The organism is Paenibacillus sp. FSL L8-0333 (assembly GCF_037965665.1).
Classification (GTDB): Bacteria; Bacillota; Bacilli; order Paenibacillales; family Paenibacillaceae; genus Paenibacillus_AQ; species Paenibacillus_AQ odorifer.
Genome location: NZ_CP150186.1, coordinates 2,535,464 through 2,551,896, shown reverse-complemented (window position 1 = coordinate 2,551,896; position 16,433 = coordinate 2,535,464). Strand labels below are relative to the sequence as shown.

11 protein-coding genes are annotated in these 16,433 nt (G+C 42.9%); 3 read left to right on the top strand and 8 right to left on the bottom strand.

Annotated features, from left to right (window positions below):
- Positions 1-175 precede the first annotated feature (175 nt).
- Entirely contained in the window at positions 176-1,057 is an 882-nt protein-coding gene (locus NYE72_RS11125; RefSeq protein WP_076100768.1) for a DUF4850 domain-containing protein, read from the top strand.
- 131 nt (positions 1,058-1,188) lie between these two features.
- A complete protein-coding gene (gene thiD, locus NYE72_RS11120; protein ID WP_038570000.1) occupies positions 1,189-2,001 on the top strand; it encodes a bifunctional hydroxymethylpyrimidine kinase/phosphomethylpyrimidine kinase in 813 nt (270 codons plus the stop codon).
- Positions 2,002-2,201: 200 nt separating this feature from the next.
- Here thiD and NYE72_RS11115 read toward each other — a convergent pair whose 3' ends face one another.
- The 6 genes from NYE72_RS11115 to NYE72_RS11090 all read right to left on the bottom strand — a co-directional run bounded on the left by NYE72_RS11115 (position 2,202) and on the right by NYE72_RS11090 (position 9,405).
- The gene (locus tag NYE72_RS11115; protein ID WP_076100769.1) at positions 2,202-3,545 is read right to left on the bottom strand and encodes a glycoside hydrolase family 30 beta sandwich domain-containing protein; all 1,344 of its coding nucleotides are present in this window, start codon (positions 3,543-3,545) and stop codon (positions 2,202-2,204) included.
- A gap of 63 nt (positions 3,546-3,608) precedes the next feature.
- Positions 3,609-5,246, bottom strand: a complete 1,638-nt coding sequence (locus NYE72_RS11110) for a sugar ABC transporter substrate-binding protein (RefSeq protein WP_339211792.1) — start codon at positions 5,244-5,246, stop codon at positions 3,609-3,611.
- Between the two features lie 55 nt (positions 5,247-5,301).
- Positions 5,302-6,189, bottom strand: coding sequence for a carbohydrate ABC transporter permease (locus tag NYE72_RS11105; protein WP_036689738.1), 888 nt, complete (start codon positions 6,187-6,189; stop codon positions 5,302-5,304).
- Between the two features lie 14 nt (positions 6,190-6,203).
- On the bottom strand, positions 6,204-7,145 hold the full coding sequence (locus NYE72_RS11100) for an ABC transporter permease subunit (protein WP_036689816.1): 942 nt from the start codon (positions 7,143-7,145) through the stop codon (positions 6,204-6,206).
- A 179-nt stretch (positions 7,146-7,324) separates the two neighbouring features.
- Positions 7,325-8,332: a LacI family DNA-binding transcriptional regulator gene (locus tag NYE72_RS11095; RefSeq protein ID WP_036689737.1), complete on the bottom strand. Its 1,008-nt coding sequence runs from the start codon at positions 8,330-8,332 to the stop codon at positions 7,325-7,327.
- Between the two features lie 170 nt (positions 8,333-8,502).
- A complete protein-coding gene (locus NYE72_RS11090) occupies positions 8,503-9,405 on the bottom strand; it encodes an ArsR family transcriptional regulator (protein ID WP_036689735.1) in 903 nt (300 codons plus the stop codon).
- Positions 9,406-9,555: 150 nt separating this feature from the next.
- On the opposite strand from NYE72_RS11090, the gene NYE72_RS11085 reads away from it, so the two are divergent.
- Entirely contained in the window at positions 9,556-11,061 is a 1,506-nt protein-coding gene (locus tag NYE72_RS11085; protein ID WP_076100772.1) for an alpha-N-arabinofuranosidase, read from the top strand.
- A gap of 72 nt (positions 11,062-11,133) precedes the next feature.
- On the opposite strand, the gene NYE72_RS11080 is transcribed toward NYE72_RS11085, so the two are convergent.
- On the bottom strand, positions 11,134-13,515 hold the full coding sequence (locus NYE72_RS11080) for an alpha-L-arabinofuranosidase C-terminal domain-containing protein (protein WP_339211791.1): 2,382 nt from the start codon (positions 13,513-13,515) through the stop codon (positions 11,134-11,136).
- Between the two features lie 172 nt (positions 13,516-13,687).
- Complete coding sequence (locus NYE72_RS11075) at positions 13,688-16,354, bottom strand: family 78 glycoside hydrolase catalytic domain (RefSeq protein ID WP_339211790.1); 2,667 nt, start codon at positions 16,352-16,354, stop codon at positions 13,688-13,690.
- Positions 16,355-16,433 lie beyond the last annotated feature (79 nt).

Below are 16,433 nucleotides of genomic sequence, written 5' to 3'. Positions count from 1 at the left end.
CCTCCTACACGCTTTGTTTGAAATTCTTTCTATATTGATATGCAGGGTTTAAGAAACGGACTCCCGCTCTATCCCGCCATATCATGAAGAACTTCAGAAATATAAAGATTATGTAAGAAACTTTCCACTCCATTCTTAGGTCTATATAAGTAAGATCAAAGGAGGTACAGCATATATGAAATCCAAACGAAAAAGCGTTAGAAATGGCTGGATCTTAACTTCAATATCGTGCGTCGTAATTGTACTAGTACTGCTGATTGGATATAAAGGGCTTGACTGGGGAACGCCCACCACTCCACCCCCGTCCACCAACGCACAAACTAATAAGGAAGCAGATAACGAACCCAGCTCCACTCAAAAAATGCTCGAATTTCCTAGCAGTGATCCCGATAATGGGCAGGTCATCATTCCACTGCATACCACGCTCGCGCAGCTAAATATTGATAGTGGCAGCGAATATGTAAACACAGAAATCCCCCCCATACCTGAAATGACCTTTGCTTTATCTCAAGACATGAAAAACCAAGTAGAAGCAACGCTGGTCTACCGCCCTGATATCGGTGGAGGTTATCTTCTACTTGCTCCTGCCGGATGGCAGGCTACGGCGGTTGTCGGCGCTAACGGTTCTTATGGAGTTACCTTTCAGGATCCGAACCATCCGGAACAAAACATGAACTATTCAGATACGGCTTGGACTTGCACAGGCTGTGCCATCACTGCAATCGGAGCCTATTTCCCGGAGAAAGCCGAATGGGCTGACGCGCTGGGATTTACGATTAATAATCCACTTAAGTTTAGCGAACAGCATATTTTAGGTACTGCAGGAGCTGAAGCAAGAACGGTCAGATATACGCTTCAAGCAGACGCGAATGGCTATCAGAATGAGGGTGCTGCCTATTACGATAAGGGAGAATGGGGTTATTTATTCCGCAGTATCGGAATACATCAAGCTCAAACATCCCCACAGCAGGAAGTAGTGGAGACCCTCATGAAGTTCTTTACAGATAATCATGGACCGCTCTTCATTGCTGACCCAAACGCAGAGAAGCTGGACTAAGGGTGGGAATTTTTAGAGGAAGGTATTTTCAACCTTGCTCTTGCTTTTAGAAAGACGTAGGTGCTATTTTTTGTTATAATCAATGCAATGCGTTGTTTATGAATTCAGACATATATAAAGGGGACGTAACCATGACTCAAATTATTAAAACTCTAACTATTGCAGGCAGCGACTCCAGTGGTGGCGCAGGCATCCAAGCGGATCTAAAAACATTTGAAGAGTATGGTACCTACGGCTTTAGTGCCTTGACCACTATCGTTACTATGGACCCGGACAACGGATGGCACCATAATGTTTATCCAATTGATGCCTCCATTGTTGCTGAGCAGTTAAAAACTATTTTCGCTGGTGGCCCGGTTAATGCCATGAAGACAGGTATGCTTGGAAGTGTTGAAATTGTGCGCGTTGCTGAGCAAGCGATCAAAGAAAATCTTCAGACTAATGTAGTTATTGATCCAGTTATGGTGTGCAAGGGTGAAGATGAAGTCTTGAACCCTGACAGCGCTGAGGCTATTCGTGACTTATTGCTACCACTAGCAACTGTGGTCACCCCAAACTTGTTTGAAGCAGGTGTTCTTTCAGGTCTTGGCAAACTTACTACCCTTGAGGAAATGAAAGAAGCTGCCCGTCTGATTCATAAGCTCGGTGCACGTAATGTCGTGGTTAAAGGCGGCAAAGCACTCGGCGGCGATCAAGCGATTGATATCTTCTTCGACGGTTCTGAGTACACTGTATTCCAAACAGCCAAAATCGAACCCGCTCACAATCATGGAGCTGGATGTACTTTTGCCGCAGCAATTACAGGCGGTCTAGCTAATGGCTTAACGGTTCATGAAGCTGTTGCAAAGGCTAAAGATTTTGTCTCCGCAGCCATTCGTAATGGATTTGCGTTTAATGAATATGTGGGTCCTGTATTTCACGGTGGTTACCGTTTAGAACGTTAGAACTCGCAATCCAATTACACAGAAAAATAAATGGCAGTCCAGACGCTGAACATCAGCTCTGGACTGCCATTTTTATTTACTATTATTGAAAATCCGTAAATTCAAAACTATGCTTACCGAACATAGATTTTTTATACGATTATTTTCATGAAAAAAGCACCCGAATCAAGATTCGAGTGCTTCTGAGCTACGTCCTCTAATTATTTTATCAAAATGGATAAAGCACTTTTTGACGCCAAACGGAAAGATAATTCATCCGCTCCCGGCAAGTTCAAAGCCACATTCTCAGCCTTTTCACTATCGTTGAACAGAACAACTGCAATAGAGTTATCTGTATTCTTAAAAGCTACGGAACGAATCACTTCTTGATTGGTGGAGGCGTCAATGCGCACAGCCTTCGGACGAATAAATTTACTGAAATGGGCCAGCGCATAATAGTCGAGCGTATACGTAAGCTCCTTGGTCTCTTGGTTGACTGTCACAACACCACGACAAGTACTTTTGCCAAAACCCGGTACGGTTGGGCCGTTCTTTTCATCTAAGGCCATATTCCATAACACAAAGGATTTACTATGATTTCTAAGAATATCAATCCCTGTTCTCATTACATTGGAGAAGGCTTGTTCAAACGGAGGAATCCATTCTCCACCAGAACCTTCTGTAAAATGCACTTCTTTATCAGCAAAAGCTTTCAGAACCTCTGATTGCGCTGATACATTGCCACCATACCAGTGCCAAGCTACACCATCTACTTCATCTTTTGCATAATCGAGCACGGTTAACGGATAATCTGGACGATCCCAGTTGTGGTCGTAGCAGAGAATTTTTGTAGCGATGTTGTGCTTAACAAAGCTAGGCTTCAAGTAGTTTTTAATGAAATCTTTTTGCGCCTCAGGCAACATTAACATACTAGGGTAGTGTTTTGGTTCAAATAAAGGCTCGTTCTGTGGTGTTACAGCATAAGTTGGCAATCCGTGCCCTTCAAAAGCTTGAATATATCGAACAAAATAATCGGCATAAGCCTGATAATATTCTTGTTTAAGTTCTCCAGCAATCATCGATCCGCTAGTCTTCATCCAACCTGGTGCACTCCATGGAGAAGCCATCAGTTTGATCTCAGGGTTAATTTCCAGAGCTTGTTGCAACAAAGGGATAATGTCTGCTTCATCATGTGCGATAGAGAAGTGGGTTAATTCCGTATCCGTTTCCTGTGCAGGTCTATCATCATAGCTATAAATATCTCTAGCATAATCCGATGCCCCCATTGGATTTCTTAATACGGACAAACCAATTCCATCTTGTGCGTCAAAAAGCTTGCTCATGACTTCCTTTTTCTGTTCGTTGTCCAGGACTTGATTAATCAAATAAGCGGATGAATCCGTAAAAGATGCTCCAAAGCCATCCATTTCCTGAAAGGTTTGATTCTCGTCAATAGTTACAGTAGTGGTCGCCTCTGCGTCAGCAATTGGAGTTAATTGTTGCAGACTTTGCTCTACAAACAATGTATTCTCCCCGGTGGATTGATAAATTTTAAGCTCTGGCATGTTGTTTCCCTCCATCTTTCTATGAAGAGGCCCCAGTGAAGGGGCCACATTCTATTTTCTAACTTATTTAAGGCCTAATTTTTCTTTGTTGTTTTTCATTTTTTCAGAACGAACTTCTACAATCTTATCCCAGTTGTTATCATTTAAAAATGTTTTGTAAGCAGCTAAGGTGCTGTCGAATGTAGCATCGTCTTTAGCGCGGATCATACTTACAAGCGTAGTGTTCCAAGTAGTATCAATTGCAGTAAGACTGCGAGCTTCAGGCGTTCCTTGAGCCGGGTTAATGTTTTCAAGAATAAAGTGTGGTTTTAGCTTTCCTTTGCCCCACTCTTGCATTTGTTTAATGGAATCTGCGAATGCGTCATTACTCAGCGCTTTATCACGGTCATGTCCAAAGAACATAAATTCGCCCATCCGGTAATCTTTTTTGAATTTATCGGCATTATTTAATTGCAGGTCTTTGATTTCAGGCAAGAATTCAATTTTACCGCTGTCGTTAACTTTATAGGTTTCTCCTTCAATACCGTAGTTCATGAGCTTTTGTCCTTCGTCGCTGAGCAAATAAGTGTAAATTTGAATCGCTTTTGCAGGATCCTTAGCCTTTTTAGTAACATAGCTAATCATCCAACCTGTAATTCCGGATTGATTCAACGTTGGTTCATGTCCAACAGTACTTTGTGGGCCATCAATAGCGATATATTCCTTGCCTGGATTTTCTGTCATGAAGATTTGCAGGTTACCACTTTGTTGCGGTGTTCCATCCAAAAGTATTGTTGCATATTTACCGGATTTCACTTTTTCTTCAAAGGCAGTACCGTCATCAGCAAAGCTGTCATCACTGATGTCACCATTTCTGTAGACTTCATTTAATGTCTTCAACCAAGTCAGGTAATCCTCATCCAGATTCCGGTTGTAGAAATCACCATTTTCAGTTTCCATCGGCACACCGATAAAGTCCTGCAGTGCATCACCCAAAGAACCAGTACCTGAACCAATGGAGTTAAAACCAAAAGGAATCATATCCGGGAATTGCTTTTTGATTTGTTGCATTACACTCTTAAATTCTTCAGGAGTTCCAAAGCTTGGTTTTCCAATGGCTTCGTAAACATCCTTGCGGATGACAAAGGCTGTTTTAGCAGGGATGTTACCGCTATCATAATCGTTTTGCGTATTGGAATAGTTAGGGTATCCATAGGTCTTGCCATCAGCTAACTGGAACCAGTTCATCGTATCTTTTTCTGCAACTTTATTGAAATAAGGATCATATTTATCTGCCAGATCATTCAAAGGCAATGCCCATGTAGCAGCTTTTTGTACGACTGGAGAGTTGGAATCAAAAATAGTCAACAAGTCTGGCATTTCACCGCCGGCAAAAATCGTATTTAGCTTAGTGTCATCGCCTGTAATGAATTTAATGTTGATGTTTAAATCCTCTTTAATTTTCTTAGTGACAAGGTCTTTTCCGAAATCAGTATTCCACCAGTCTGCATTCACGTACCAAGTCAGATCTGTTGTCTCTTTTTTTGTATCCAGCTTCCATGCCGGTGTTTCCGGATCTATAGTATAACGGCCTTCAATGGAGCTTAACTCTTTACTGGAGCTGTCAGAATTACCTTTCGATCCGCAACCTGTAAATACTAATACAACAGCCATAAGTGCCGTACAAAGTTTGAGTCCTTTTTTCCCAAATGCTTTGTTCATCTTTTGTTTCCCCCTAAAAAGTTTTGTAAGCATTCACTACTTGGAGATTTACTTACTATTCCTTCACCGCCCCCATCATCATGCCTGAGATAAAGTACCTCTGTAATATTGGATACATCACAACAATCGGCAAAGTTGTAATGACAATTGTTGCTAGTTGAACCCCTTTAGTCGTAGTTTCGATAATCGCAGATCCACCCACATTTTGCATGGATTGTGTTTGCGACTGAACAATGATTTCATAGAGCTTCATCTGCAGCGGGTAGAGCGATTGATCGGTAATATATAACTTGGTGGTCATAAAGTCGTTCCACTGCCCAACCCCGTTAAATAACGCAATGGTGGCCATAGCCGGCATGGAAAGAGGGATAAAGATTTTTAGGAAAATGCGCCAGTCACCTGCACCATCAATTTTGGCTGACTCTTCAAGTGAATCCGGTACATTTCTGAAGAAGTTCATTAGAATAACTACATCATAATAACTGAACAAGGCCGGGATAATATAAACCCAGAAGCTGTTTAAGAGGCCTAATGATTTAATCAATAAATACGTAGGGATCATTCCACCTGAGAAAAACATGGTGATTACACCCATGGCAACATACAACTTACGTCCACGTATGTATTTCTTACTCAAGCCATAACCGATCATGGCACAAAAGAATACGTGGGTAATGACACCAATAAATGTTTTGGCAAGCGATACTACGAACGCTAAACCAATGGTCTCATCTTGAAATACAGCACGATAATTTTCCAAGGAGAACTCTGGAGACCAAAATATGAATCCGCCTTCCGCAAGCGCCTTGCCCGAGCTTAAAGAGGATATGACTACATTCCATAAAGGAACGACAATAATGATTGTACAAATACAGAGCAGGATAATATTTAAGGTATTAAAGATTCGACTATCGAGATCTTCTTTAGCCACCGTACGATTCACAGAAATGCCTCCTTCTACAGAACTGATTGATTATCATTTAATTTACTGGATACTTTGTTGGCGCTAATCAGTAGGATGACTGAAACGATGGAGACACCTAAACCAACAGCAGTAGCATAAGAGAAGTCACCTTGCGTCATACCCATACGATACACATAAGAATTAATGACCTCCGCCTTAACGCGGTTCTGAGAATTCATCAATACCAGGGTTTGATCCAGATTTGATCCTAATAAACCGCTTACAGTGAGAATCAGATTTAAACTGATAATCGGCTTCATATTAGGAAGCGTAATATTCCAAATTTGTCTCATACGACTTGCGCCATCTATTTTGGCAGCCTCATAATAAGTAGGATCTATTTTCGACATAATGGCTAAGTAGAGAATCGTTCCCCAACCAGCCTCTTTCCAAATATCGGATAACGTTGCAATCCACCAGTATTTATTCGCATCAAGCAAAATATTTACCGGTTTCGAAATCAGTCCCAAACTGAGCATAATCTCATTAAACATACCGGATGAGGAAAACCAGGCAATCAGCATCCCGCCGAGAACGATCCAGGACAAAAAGTGTGGTAAATAAGAGATGGTTTGCACTATCTTTTTAAAGCGTCCGCCACTTAATTCGTAAATCATAACGGATAAAATAATAGGAATAACAAACCCTATGGCTAATTTCAGAAAGCTGATCCCTAATGTATTGACTACAGCGTCCCAAAAATATTTATCAGATAAAATAATTCTGAAATTATCGAGCCCTACCCAAGGTGCAGAATCGAGCGTATCAATTACGGTGTAGCTTTTAAAAGCAATCGTCAATCCGTAAATCGGAATAAAACAAAAGATAATCATAAAAATAATTCCCGGGATGACCATGGATTGAATTTCCCATTGTCTCTTGTAATCAATTACAAATTCTTTGACCCTCTGCCCCATAGGCTTTTTCCCGCTCATTGGATTCTTTCCGTTTGCTGGCACTACGGCTAATTTATCCACTTTTTCTTCTCCCCTCCAAATCATGATCCCCACACAATAAAAACGTTTTTATTTTTTTGAAAAAAAAACCCTCCCAAAACAACAAAATTATAAAAAATGATCGGGTAAAATCTTGAACCCATTACATATATGTGTTCTTACCGACCAATCTTTACTTGACTAGAACCTCTTACGACTAATTCACCCGCCAATTTCATCATCTCGCCCTGTTCCTTCTTCTGGATCATGCGAACTAGGTGATTAATAGCCAAAATACCTTGTCTAGCAATTTGATTTCTTACCGTAGTTAAAGGTGGTGAGAAATACTGCGCAATATCAATATCATCAAACCCCATAACGCTAACATCTAGCGGAACTTCGTATCCATGCGATTTCAAAGCTTGAATACATCCAATCGCACTCAAGTCGTTCCCTGCCAAGAAGGCATCAGGTATTTTATCAGGACTATAATGAAGAAAAGATTTTATAGCGTTGTAAGTGCTTTCTTCTTCAAAATACCCTTGTATAATATACTCTTCATGCGTGGGTAGCTGATACTGACGCAAAGCAGCTAAGTATCCTTCTCTCCGCTGAACACTGTCGTACATCTCATCCACACCAGATATGTAAGCAATCTTTTTATGCCCTAGACTGATTAAATATTTGGTCGCTTCAAACCCCGCTTCAAAGGAATCAAAAATCACGCTTCCCATCGTGTCGTTCTTAAGCGGTCGATCCAAAAATACAGCCTTGATCTTGTCTTTCACCATTGCAGCAATTTCTTCTTCGTCTATTCTCAGCTCCTCGTAGATAATGACACCATCCACTCGCCGGCCTAGAATATTGCTCATAATCACTTGTTTATCCTTGGTAACAAATACATTCAGCCCGTAACCTAGCCGATCACATTCACGCGACATGGACTCAACCAGCTTATAGAAGTATGGACCCGACACACTTGTTGTGAAAAAACCCAGCATTTTGGTTTTCCCGTTCCTAAGGAGCTTACCGTTCAGGTTAGGAACATAGTTTAATCGCTTCGCAACCTTAAGAACATGTGATTTCGTCTCCGGGTTCAATACATCTACGTCATTTAACGCGTTGGAAACCGTAGAAATGGAGACTCCAGCCTCTCTGGCAACATCTTTGATCGTTACCTTTTCCATAATGATTCAATCTTCCTTTACGAATAAAAACGTTTTTATAGATTTAAATTAACATAAAAACGTTTTCATTACAATATATTTTTTATTTTTATTTTATCAGAGGTAATAATTGGTACACAAGCTTAAATTTTCTACAGAATCTTATAAACACTTTACCTGTAAACTCGAAATCATTCGTAATACACTCTAAACATAATGTCTTGCTCGTAGTTCCCAAATCCACGGCCATATATGGTTAGTCCGCCTCTTCTCCGTCCGCTATTCTCTGCCGTTAAACGAAAGGTCCACTGATCCTGCTCTACTCGTACATCCTCCAAGGTAATATCTGAGATTTGCTGCCCATCCACAAAGGTTCCACCTGCATTAATCCGCAGAACCTTAAGCAAACCATATTGGTTAACATCCGAACGCCACCAAATGGGATTTAATCGTCCTCTAGTGAGGCCAAAGTCGCCCGGACTAGTCCATTTCCCTAAATCCTGTCCATTCATCATAAAGCCGATATCCGACGGCCACTTCTCATTTACATGTGGAGCTTCGGAACCTATTTCCAGTGAAATCTCAATCTCTTGCACCACTTGATCTTGAAATAGATAATTTGGAATCTTGTACTCGATAGAACCTTTCGCAAACCATACAATGCCGGCATTCACCCGTTCCGGGTCCAGAAAATAACGTGGATCATCATAATAGCCGATCAGTTTCTCAGTAGTAGCAATCCCGCAGGTAGGTGAAGCCTGAATATCGGTATATTGCCCTACAGGGATAGACACCTCAACCACCTTTCTGGCAACTCCACGGGAGCCCGATAATTTAATCTGCAGGTAATTCGCAGACAAAGAACAATATTTATAGGTCCCTCCATTTACTCGTCTCATTTTAGAACTGATCAGGCCTGCTTTTTGCAGCTTTGCTACATGAGTACTAACAATTGCACTACTAAGATAGAGCTCCGCTGCCAGCTCTTTGATGTGCATCTCTCTGCGGTCCAGAAGTTCAATAATTCGCAGCCTAACTTCACTTGCCAGTGCTTCATACACCTGCAAAGATTCAGAATCTGTGGTTAAGTACATTTCAACGTCTCCTATGCTTATTGAATTAGTATTTTAACGAATCCTAAATTAATTCATTGCTTATTATAAGCTAAAATCAGTATCATATAATCATAAAACAATTACTTAATTAGTGAAATCATTAATTCAACTAGAGGGAGCTGTACACTCATGCCGATTAAATCGACAATGATTATTGACAAAGATTTCAGACTAGCTGAAGTAGACCCGCGGATCTACGGCTCATTTATCGAACATTTAGGAAGAGCAGTTTACGGTGGGATTTATGACCCGGGTCACCCTACTGCGGATCAGAATGGTTTTCGGAACGATGCCATCGAAGCTATTCGTGCCCTAAACGTTCCTATCATCCGTTATCCTGGAGGAAACTTTGTATCCGGTTACAATTGGGAAGATGGGGTTGGACCCAAGCATGAACGCAAGCAATCTCTTGAATTAGCTTGGTGGACCACAGAAACCAATCAAGTGGGTACCAACGAATTTGCAGATTGGGCTAAGCTCGTAGGCAGCGAAGTCATGATGGCAGTTAACCTTGGAACACGCGGCATCGATGCAGCTAGAAATCTAGTAGAGTACTGCAATCATCCTTCCGGTTCCTACTACAGTGACCTGCGGATCTCTCATGGGTATAAAGAGCCCCACGCTTTTAAGACCTGGTGCCTCGGAAATGAAATGGATGGTCCGTGGCAGATTGGAGCTAAAACCGCGGTCGAATATGGCCGGTTAGCGAACGAAACTGCAAAAGCTATGCGCTGGGTCGATCCAACGCTTGAGCTTGTGGCTTGTGGCAGCTCCGGCAGCGGCATGGACACTTTTGCCGAGTGGGAAGCTACCGTGCTTGATCTTTCTTATGATAATGTGGATTATTTATCACTGCATACGTACTACAATAACAACAATGACGACACGCCTAACTTCCTAGCCCGCTCCATGGATTTGGATCATTTCATCAGCAGTGTGGCTGCCACCTGTGATTATGTTCAAGCGAAGAAAAAGAGCAAAAAGAAAATAAATCTGTCGCTCGATGAATGGAATGTATGGAAATCACAAGGCAGCAGCCGTGCCGAACAACACTGGCAGATCGCACCGCCAGAATTCGAAGATGTGTACACACTTGAAGATGCACTTGTTGTGGGCTGCTGTCTTATTTCATTATTGAAGCATGCTGATCGTGTGAAAATGGCCTGCTTAGCGCAGCTGATCAATGTTATCGCCCCAATTATGACTGAAAATGGCGGACCGCTTTGGCTGCAGACTACTTATTATCCGTACCTGCATGCTTCCCTTTATGGTCGTGGAACCGTACTTCACCCGCTGATTTCCAGCCCTAAATACGATTCCAAAGATTTCACTGATGTGCCTTATTTGGAAGCCATTAGTGTATACAACGAGGAGCTGAATGAAGTAACCGTCTTCGCTGTAAACCGCCATTTATCCGAAGGACTAGAGCTCGACGTGGATCTGCGCAGCTTCAGTTCCGTAAACATTATTGAGCATATTGTACTGGAACATGAAGATATTAAAGCTGTAAATACCAAATCCAATCCACATAATGTGATGCCTAGCCAAGGCAAAGCCGTTGTTGAGGGTGGACATGTAAAAGCCCTTCTCGCAAAAGCTTCCTGGAATGTGATTCGACTGCGTGTGAACGGCTAAGTTAACTTGTAATAGTCATAGAAACGCCCCCATGAATCTTTAATAAGCCATAGATTCATGGGGGCGTCTTCGTTATTTTATTCTGAAAATTGTCACGGATTGCTTCGGAAATTCATAAGTAAAGCTGCTTCCTTCTGTCTTAAAGCTGGTTTGTTTCGGAGAGACCCGCTGCTTATTCTCAAAGTTATTTTCGTCCTCAAGCTGGTATCCCAACATTTCATAGACTTCGATGGTCAGTGCTTCTTTTACCAAAGATTCCAGTACAACCTCTGCAGAAACACTGTTCTCTTGTACATTTACTGTCTTGAGGATAATATCCCCCGTTAAATCTTCCACACTTGCCGTGTAATACAGCGGTTCAATGACCGGAAGTTTATCTTCTGTCTCATTCACCAGTTCTCCGTTAATAAAAGTACGGATATGTCTGCCCACTACTTCTAGCTTAAGATCGTATTCTACGTCTGTTTCAACAGTAAACATAGCATGCGTCAGAACAGAATTTCTTCCGTTGATAATTGAGGCCACAATCGAATCCTGATTCTGCCAGCCACCAAGCTCCCAGTACAAATGATTCTGATCATCCGCTTTACCAAAATAGAAGATAAACCCTTTATTCCCTGCGGTTCGTGTAGCCTTAAAATGCAAAGTATAGTTTTCCCACTCTGTCTCACCAAGCTCTAGTGTCCGTTTAGCCGTTCTGTTCTGAGCAGGGTCAGGCAGATTTGAAACCTCCTCTGATAAGTCAGAATACGTCTTCACTTCTCCCGTAAGATTGTTGACTAATGTGATCTCGGAGAAACGAGCAGCAGAGGCATCCACACCGAAACTGATGGCTCCAGTGATCGCTTCCTTTCTGCTTTCCTTCGTTGCCGTGAAGCCATCTGCTTCCATCTTCAGCAAATGATCTCCCTGATGGTTCATGAATAGCTTTTGCACATAATAGTTTGCCGTTCCGTACACTTCATGATTATTGAACCAGATCAGGTCCGGCTTCCAGTTGATATAATCCACATTACAGAGCATTGGAGCATAACAAGCTAAGCCAACGGCATGAGCATTATTTTGCAGACCTGTCATAAATGCTGCTTCTACTAATGCATTGTAATAGGTATTGCCCCATGAAGCATATTCACCGAGGAATACCTTTGGCTCATCCGCATTGAAGTCATCATAACGATGATGATTAGCCAGGAACCATTCAGGTGTACAGTAATAATGCTCGTCTACGAGGTCAGACTTATTCTCTTTTGCCGACGTCCAGCCCCGTTCATATTCCTGACCGGCAGAGAACGGGCCACTAGAATTAATGACCTTGATTTCCGGATATTTTGCTTTGATGGCTTGATGAAAGTAAGGATATCTCTCGAAAAAGGGTGCACCTACCTCTTCGTTCCCAATGCCGACATACTCCAGCCCAAAAGGCTCGGGGTGACCCAGTTCTGCACGAATGCCTCCCCACTTCGTGGAAGAATCCCCCTTGGCGAATTCAATTAAATCCAAAGCATCCTCAATCCAAGGCGTTAATTCATCCAGCGGGACCATCCGTTTATGATGCGGGTCATAGCCGCCCGGAAGAACGGGGATCGGCTTAGCTCCAATATCCTCACAGAACTGAAAATATTCATAATAACCTAACCCAAGCGTCTGATTATATGACCAGTTATTGCGTCTTGCCGGTCTTTGTGCAACATCCCCAATCGTATTCTTCCATCTGTACATGGAGTCTCTGTCATCTGGATCCAAGGAACCGTCATGCACCAGACATCCTCCTGGGAACCGCATAAATTTAGGTTTTAAATCAGCGAGCAGCAGCGAAATATCTTCACGCATGCCTCCGGGTCTATTCTTAAAGGTCTTCTCAGGAAACAGAGAAACCATATCCAGATATACCTTCCCGCTACCTTTGGTAACGATTACAAGACGACTGCTTGTGTCAGTGCTATTAGCTGTGATAACGGCTTCATATCGGTTCCATTCCGAGCTGCTAACGGCTATTTCCACTTCACCAAGAATGGTGCCGTCTGTGCTTTCGATGTTTACGGTAAGCGGCACATCAAAGCTTGTCTCCCGACGGGCATACACCGAGAAGTTATAATTCTCGCCTTCTTTTACCGGAATACCACTGTTAAAGCCTAGATTCATCAGGCCAACGCCGTCACCTTCAGCCACAATATCGATGGCAACATAATGTTGGTTACGATCATTTAAGGGCTTGCTGTCTTCTACAGAGATATTCACCTTTCCATCTCCACGTTCTACAGGCTCCCAAGCCATCAGCGCATGATAATCTGCCCGGTCAATCGGGTCGAATTCAAAAGATCGGTTCTGAACTAGCTCAGCGTAAAGCCCACCATCGGCCGCATGATTCAAATCCTCGAAGAAAATACCGAATAGATCGCCTAACTCCGCCCCCCGCTGCTGCGTATGTATCGTCAATTTTCCTTCTGTCTTCATTCTTTTGTCTTCCTCCTTGTGAATTCCAATTTGATTTATATTTATATTACTTAGTTCATATCAATATAAATCATTATAATAACTCCTCTCTACATTCGTCAATTCGAAAACGAAAAACTGACACCGAATACCCCTCGATGTCAGTTCACACTAAGAAGCCCCCTAGTATAGGTTATAAAGAATACGTAAATTGATAGCTGCCCGAACCTATTTCGAGTCTCACTCCGTTATCGACCAAGCTGATGCTGTGCACGCCTCTGGACTGCTCTACAGGAACTCCATTTTCTAATAACCCTAGTTGATTGGCTCCAGGCAGAACGACAATACCGTTGGTATTGGCAGGAATCGTAACGTGGATCACCATTCCATTATCCTCTGATCGCCGCCACGCTGACTCCACTTTTCCGTACATGGTTTCAAGACTAGCTTCTGCATAATCCAGACCGGGGCCTGGCTGTGGCTTGATATGAACGATTTTGAAGCCAGGCTCCAACTCATCTGTTCCAATTCCTGCAACGTAACGATACAACCATTCACCTATTGCGCCATAGGCGTAATGATTGAAAGAATTCATATCTGCACTCCAGAAGCTGCCGTCCTCCTTGATCCCATCCCAATGCTCCCAAATCGTCGTCGCACCTTTCGTCACCTGATACAGCCAGGATGGATAATCCTTTTGAAAAAGAAGCTTATACGCGAGTTCGTTATTTCCAATCTCGCTGAGCACAGGATTCAGATAAGGTGTGCCCACGAATCCAGTAGTCAGATGATCCTTAGCTTCAGCAAGCAGCTCAGTGAGCTTCTGAATTGCACGTTCTTTGGCGACCCCTTCTACAAGATCGAAACGTAAGGCTAATATCTGTGCAGTCTGTGTAGAGACGGATAACCTTCCCGCAGGTGTTATGAACTCATCACTGAATGCTTTTATAATTTTGGCGTGCAGCTCACTATAATAGTCCACGTCCTCCGATTTTTCTAAGGCTATTGCCGCTTTCAAAGTCAGAGAAACAGAATAGGCATAAAAAGCGGTGGCGACATAATCCCGATCTGTAGCCCCTACATAGCTGTCTGGCTTGGAATCAAGCGCCAACCAATCGCCGAAATGAAACCCAGTATTCCATAGATAGGGATTGCTTCCCTGTGCATAAATATAAGAAATCCAATGCTTCATGCTCTCGTATTGCTCTGCAAGCAGCCTTTTGTCGCCATACATTTCATAGATTGTCCATGGACAGATCGTAGCTGCATCTCCCCAGGCCGCAGAAGAATGGTTAGTATCTCCGTCGCCAGGAGGAGCTGCTCTCAGCTCTGGAATAAAAAACGGAATGCCGCCCTCAGGGGTTTGGTCTGCCTTCAAATCCCGCAGCCATTTCGTAAAGAATGGTGCCGTATTCATCAAATAAGAGGCTGTGCGGACAAACATCTGAGCATCCCCCGTCCAGCCGAGCCGCTCATCACGCTGTGGACAATCAGTGGGCACATCGAGGAAATTCCCTTTTTGCCCCCACAGGATATTGTGATGCAGTTGATTCACAAGTGGATCTGAGCACTGAAAATCACCCGTACGTTCCATATTGGAGTGCATCACAATTCCTGTGAAATCCTCTAGTTGAAGATCTGCTGAGAACCCACTAAGCTTCACATACCGAAAACCTTGGAAAGTGAAGTGTGGTTCATACGTCTCTTGCTCTCCACCTTTCAGAGTATAGCGGATGCACTGTTTCGCTTTACGCATATTCTCCGTGTAGAAATTTCCGTCCCGGTCTAATATTTCAGCATGCTGAAGTTCTACCGCCTGACCAGATTGACCTTTCACATTAAATTTTAACCACCCTACCATGTTCTGGCCCATGTCCAGCACTCTATCTCCCTGCGGGGTAGTCAGCAGTGCAATCGGCTTCAAGGTTTCAACTTGTGTCACTGGCACATTTTCCTGGGCAACGATAATCGCTTTGGAATAGTTAATAATCTCCACTGGATGCCAACCTTCTGATGAAGGATCGGTGATATCCAGCTCCAGCCGAGCATCATAGGTTTCACCATTATAAATTTCAGACATCATAATTGCGCTTTTTGCAGCCTGCCAATTCTGATCTGAGCTAATAAGCTCATTTGAACCGTCTGCGTACCGGATATGAAGCTCCAGCAGAAGTGAAGTCTTTGATCCATAAATCTCCTTTTGATTATCCCAGCCCAAATACCCTCTGTACCAGCCATTGCCTAACAGTGCGCCTAACGCATTCGCACCTTCATGCAGAAGCTTTGTGACATCATAAGTTTGATATTGCAGCCGTTTACTGTAACTGGTCCAGCCTGGAGTAAAATAATGATCTCCCACCCGACTTCCGTTCAGCTGCAGTTCATACAAGCCCAAAGCAGTAACATAAATCCTTGCACTTTCCACTGGACCTTTTACATCCACGAATGTACGAAGCTGTGGGCAAATCTCAGAATCTTGTGAAAAAGAGGCTGTAGGAGCGCTGATCCACTCCGCCTGCCAATTCCCTGCATCTAATAGTCCGGTTTCAAAAAATGCAACCTCAGACCAACCCGAGTCTGTTGCATTCTGATTCCATGCCCGAACCCGATAATAATAACGCGTGCGAGCTTCCAGCAGCAGACCTTCAAGCTCAACATGGATCGATTGAGAAGACTTTACTTCCTCTGTATCCCATAGCTTGCCTTGAAAAAGCATATTCTCAGCCACTTGAATTTGATAAGCAGACTGCATGCAGTCCCTGTCATCTGAAACTAACTGCCAACTGATTCTAGGTCTGATCACATCAATTCCTAGCGGATTTTCTTTGTACTCACAACGAAGCTTAGTGATTGCGAACATATAGATAAAAACCTCCCTCTATAGCTACAAATTAGTCTTTGCCCTATAATTATAGCTGCGTTACCGCTTTCATCACCCG

Coding starts and splice junctions, on each gene's coding strand:
- NYE72_RS11125 (WP_076100768.1), top strand. CDS start 176: ATGAAATCCAAACGAAAAAGCGTTAGAAATGGCTGGATCTTAACTTCA.
- thiD (WP_038570000.1), top strand. CDS start 1,189: ATGACTCAAATTATTAAAACTCTAACTATTGCAGGCAGCGACTCCAGT.
- NYE72_RS11115 (WP_076100769.1), bottom strand. CDS start 3,545: ATGCCAGAGCTTAAAATTTATCAATCCACCGGGGAGAATACATTGTTT.
- NYE72_RS11110 (WP_339211792.1), bottom strand. CDS start 5,246: ATGAACAAAGCATTTGGGAAAAAAGGACTCAAACTTTGTACGGCACTT.
- NYE72_RS11100 (WP_036689816.1), bottom strand. CDS start 7,145: ATGAGCGGGAAAAAGCCTATGGGGCAGAGGGTCAAAGAATTTGTAATT.
- NYE72_RS11095 (WP_036689737.1), bottom strand. CDS start 8,332: ATGGAAAAGGTAACGATCAAAGATGTTGCCAGAGAGGCTGGAGTCTCC.
- NYE72_RS11090 (WP_036689735.1), bottom strand. CDS start 9,405: ATGTACTTAACCACAGATTCTGAATCTTTGCAGGTGTATGAAGCACTG.
- NYE72_RS11085 (WP_076100772.1), top strand. CDS start 9,556: ATGCCGATTAAATCGACAATGATTATTGACAAAGATTTCAGACTAGCT.
- NYE72_RS11080 (WP_339211791.1), bottom strand. CDS start 13,515: ATGAAGACAGAAGGAAAATTGACGATACATACGCAGCAGCGGGGGGCG.
- NYE72_RS11075 (WP_339211790.1), bottom strand. CDS start 16,354: ATGTTCGCAATCACTAAGCTTCGTTGTGAGTACAAAGAAAATCCGCTA.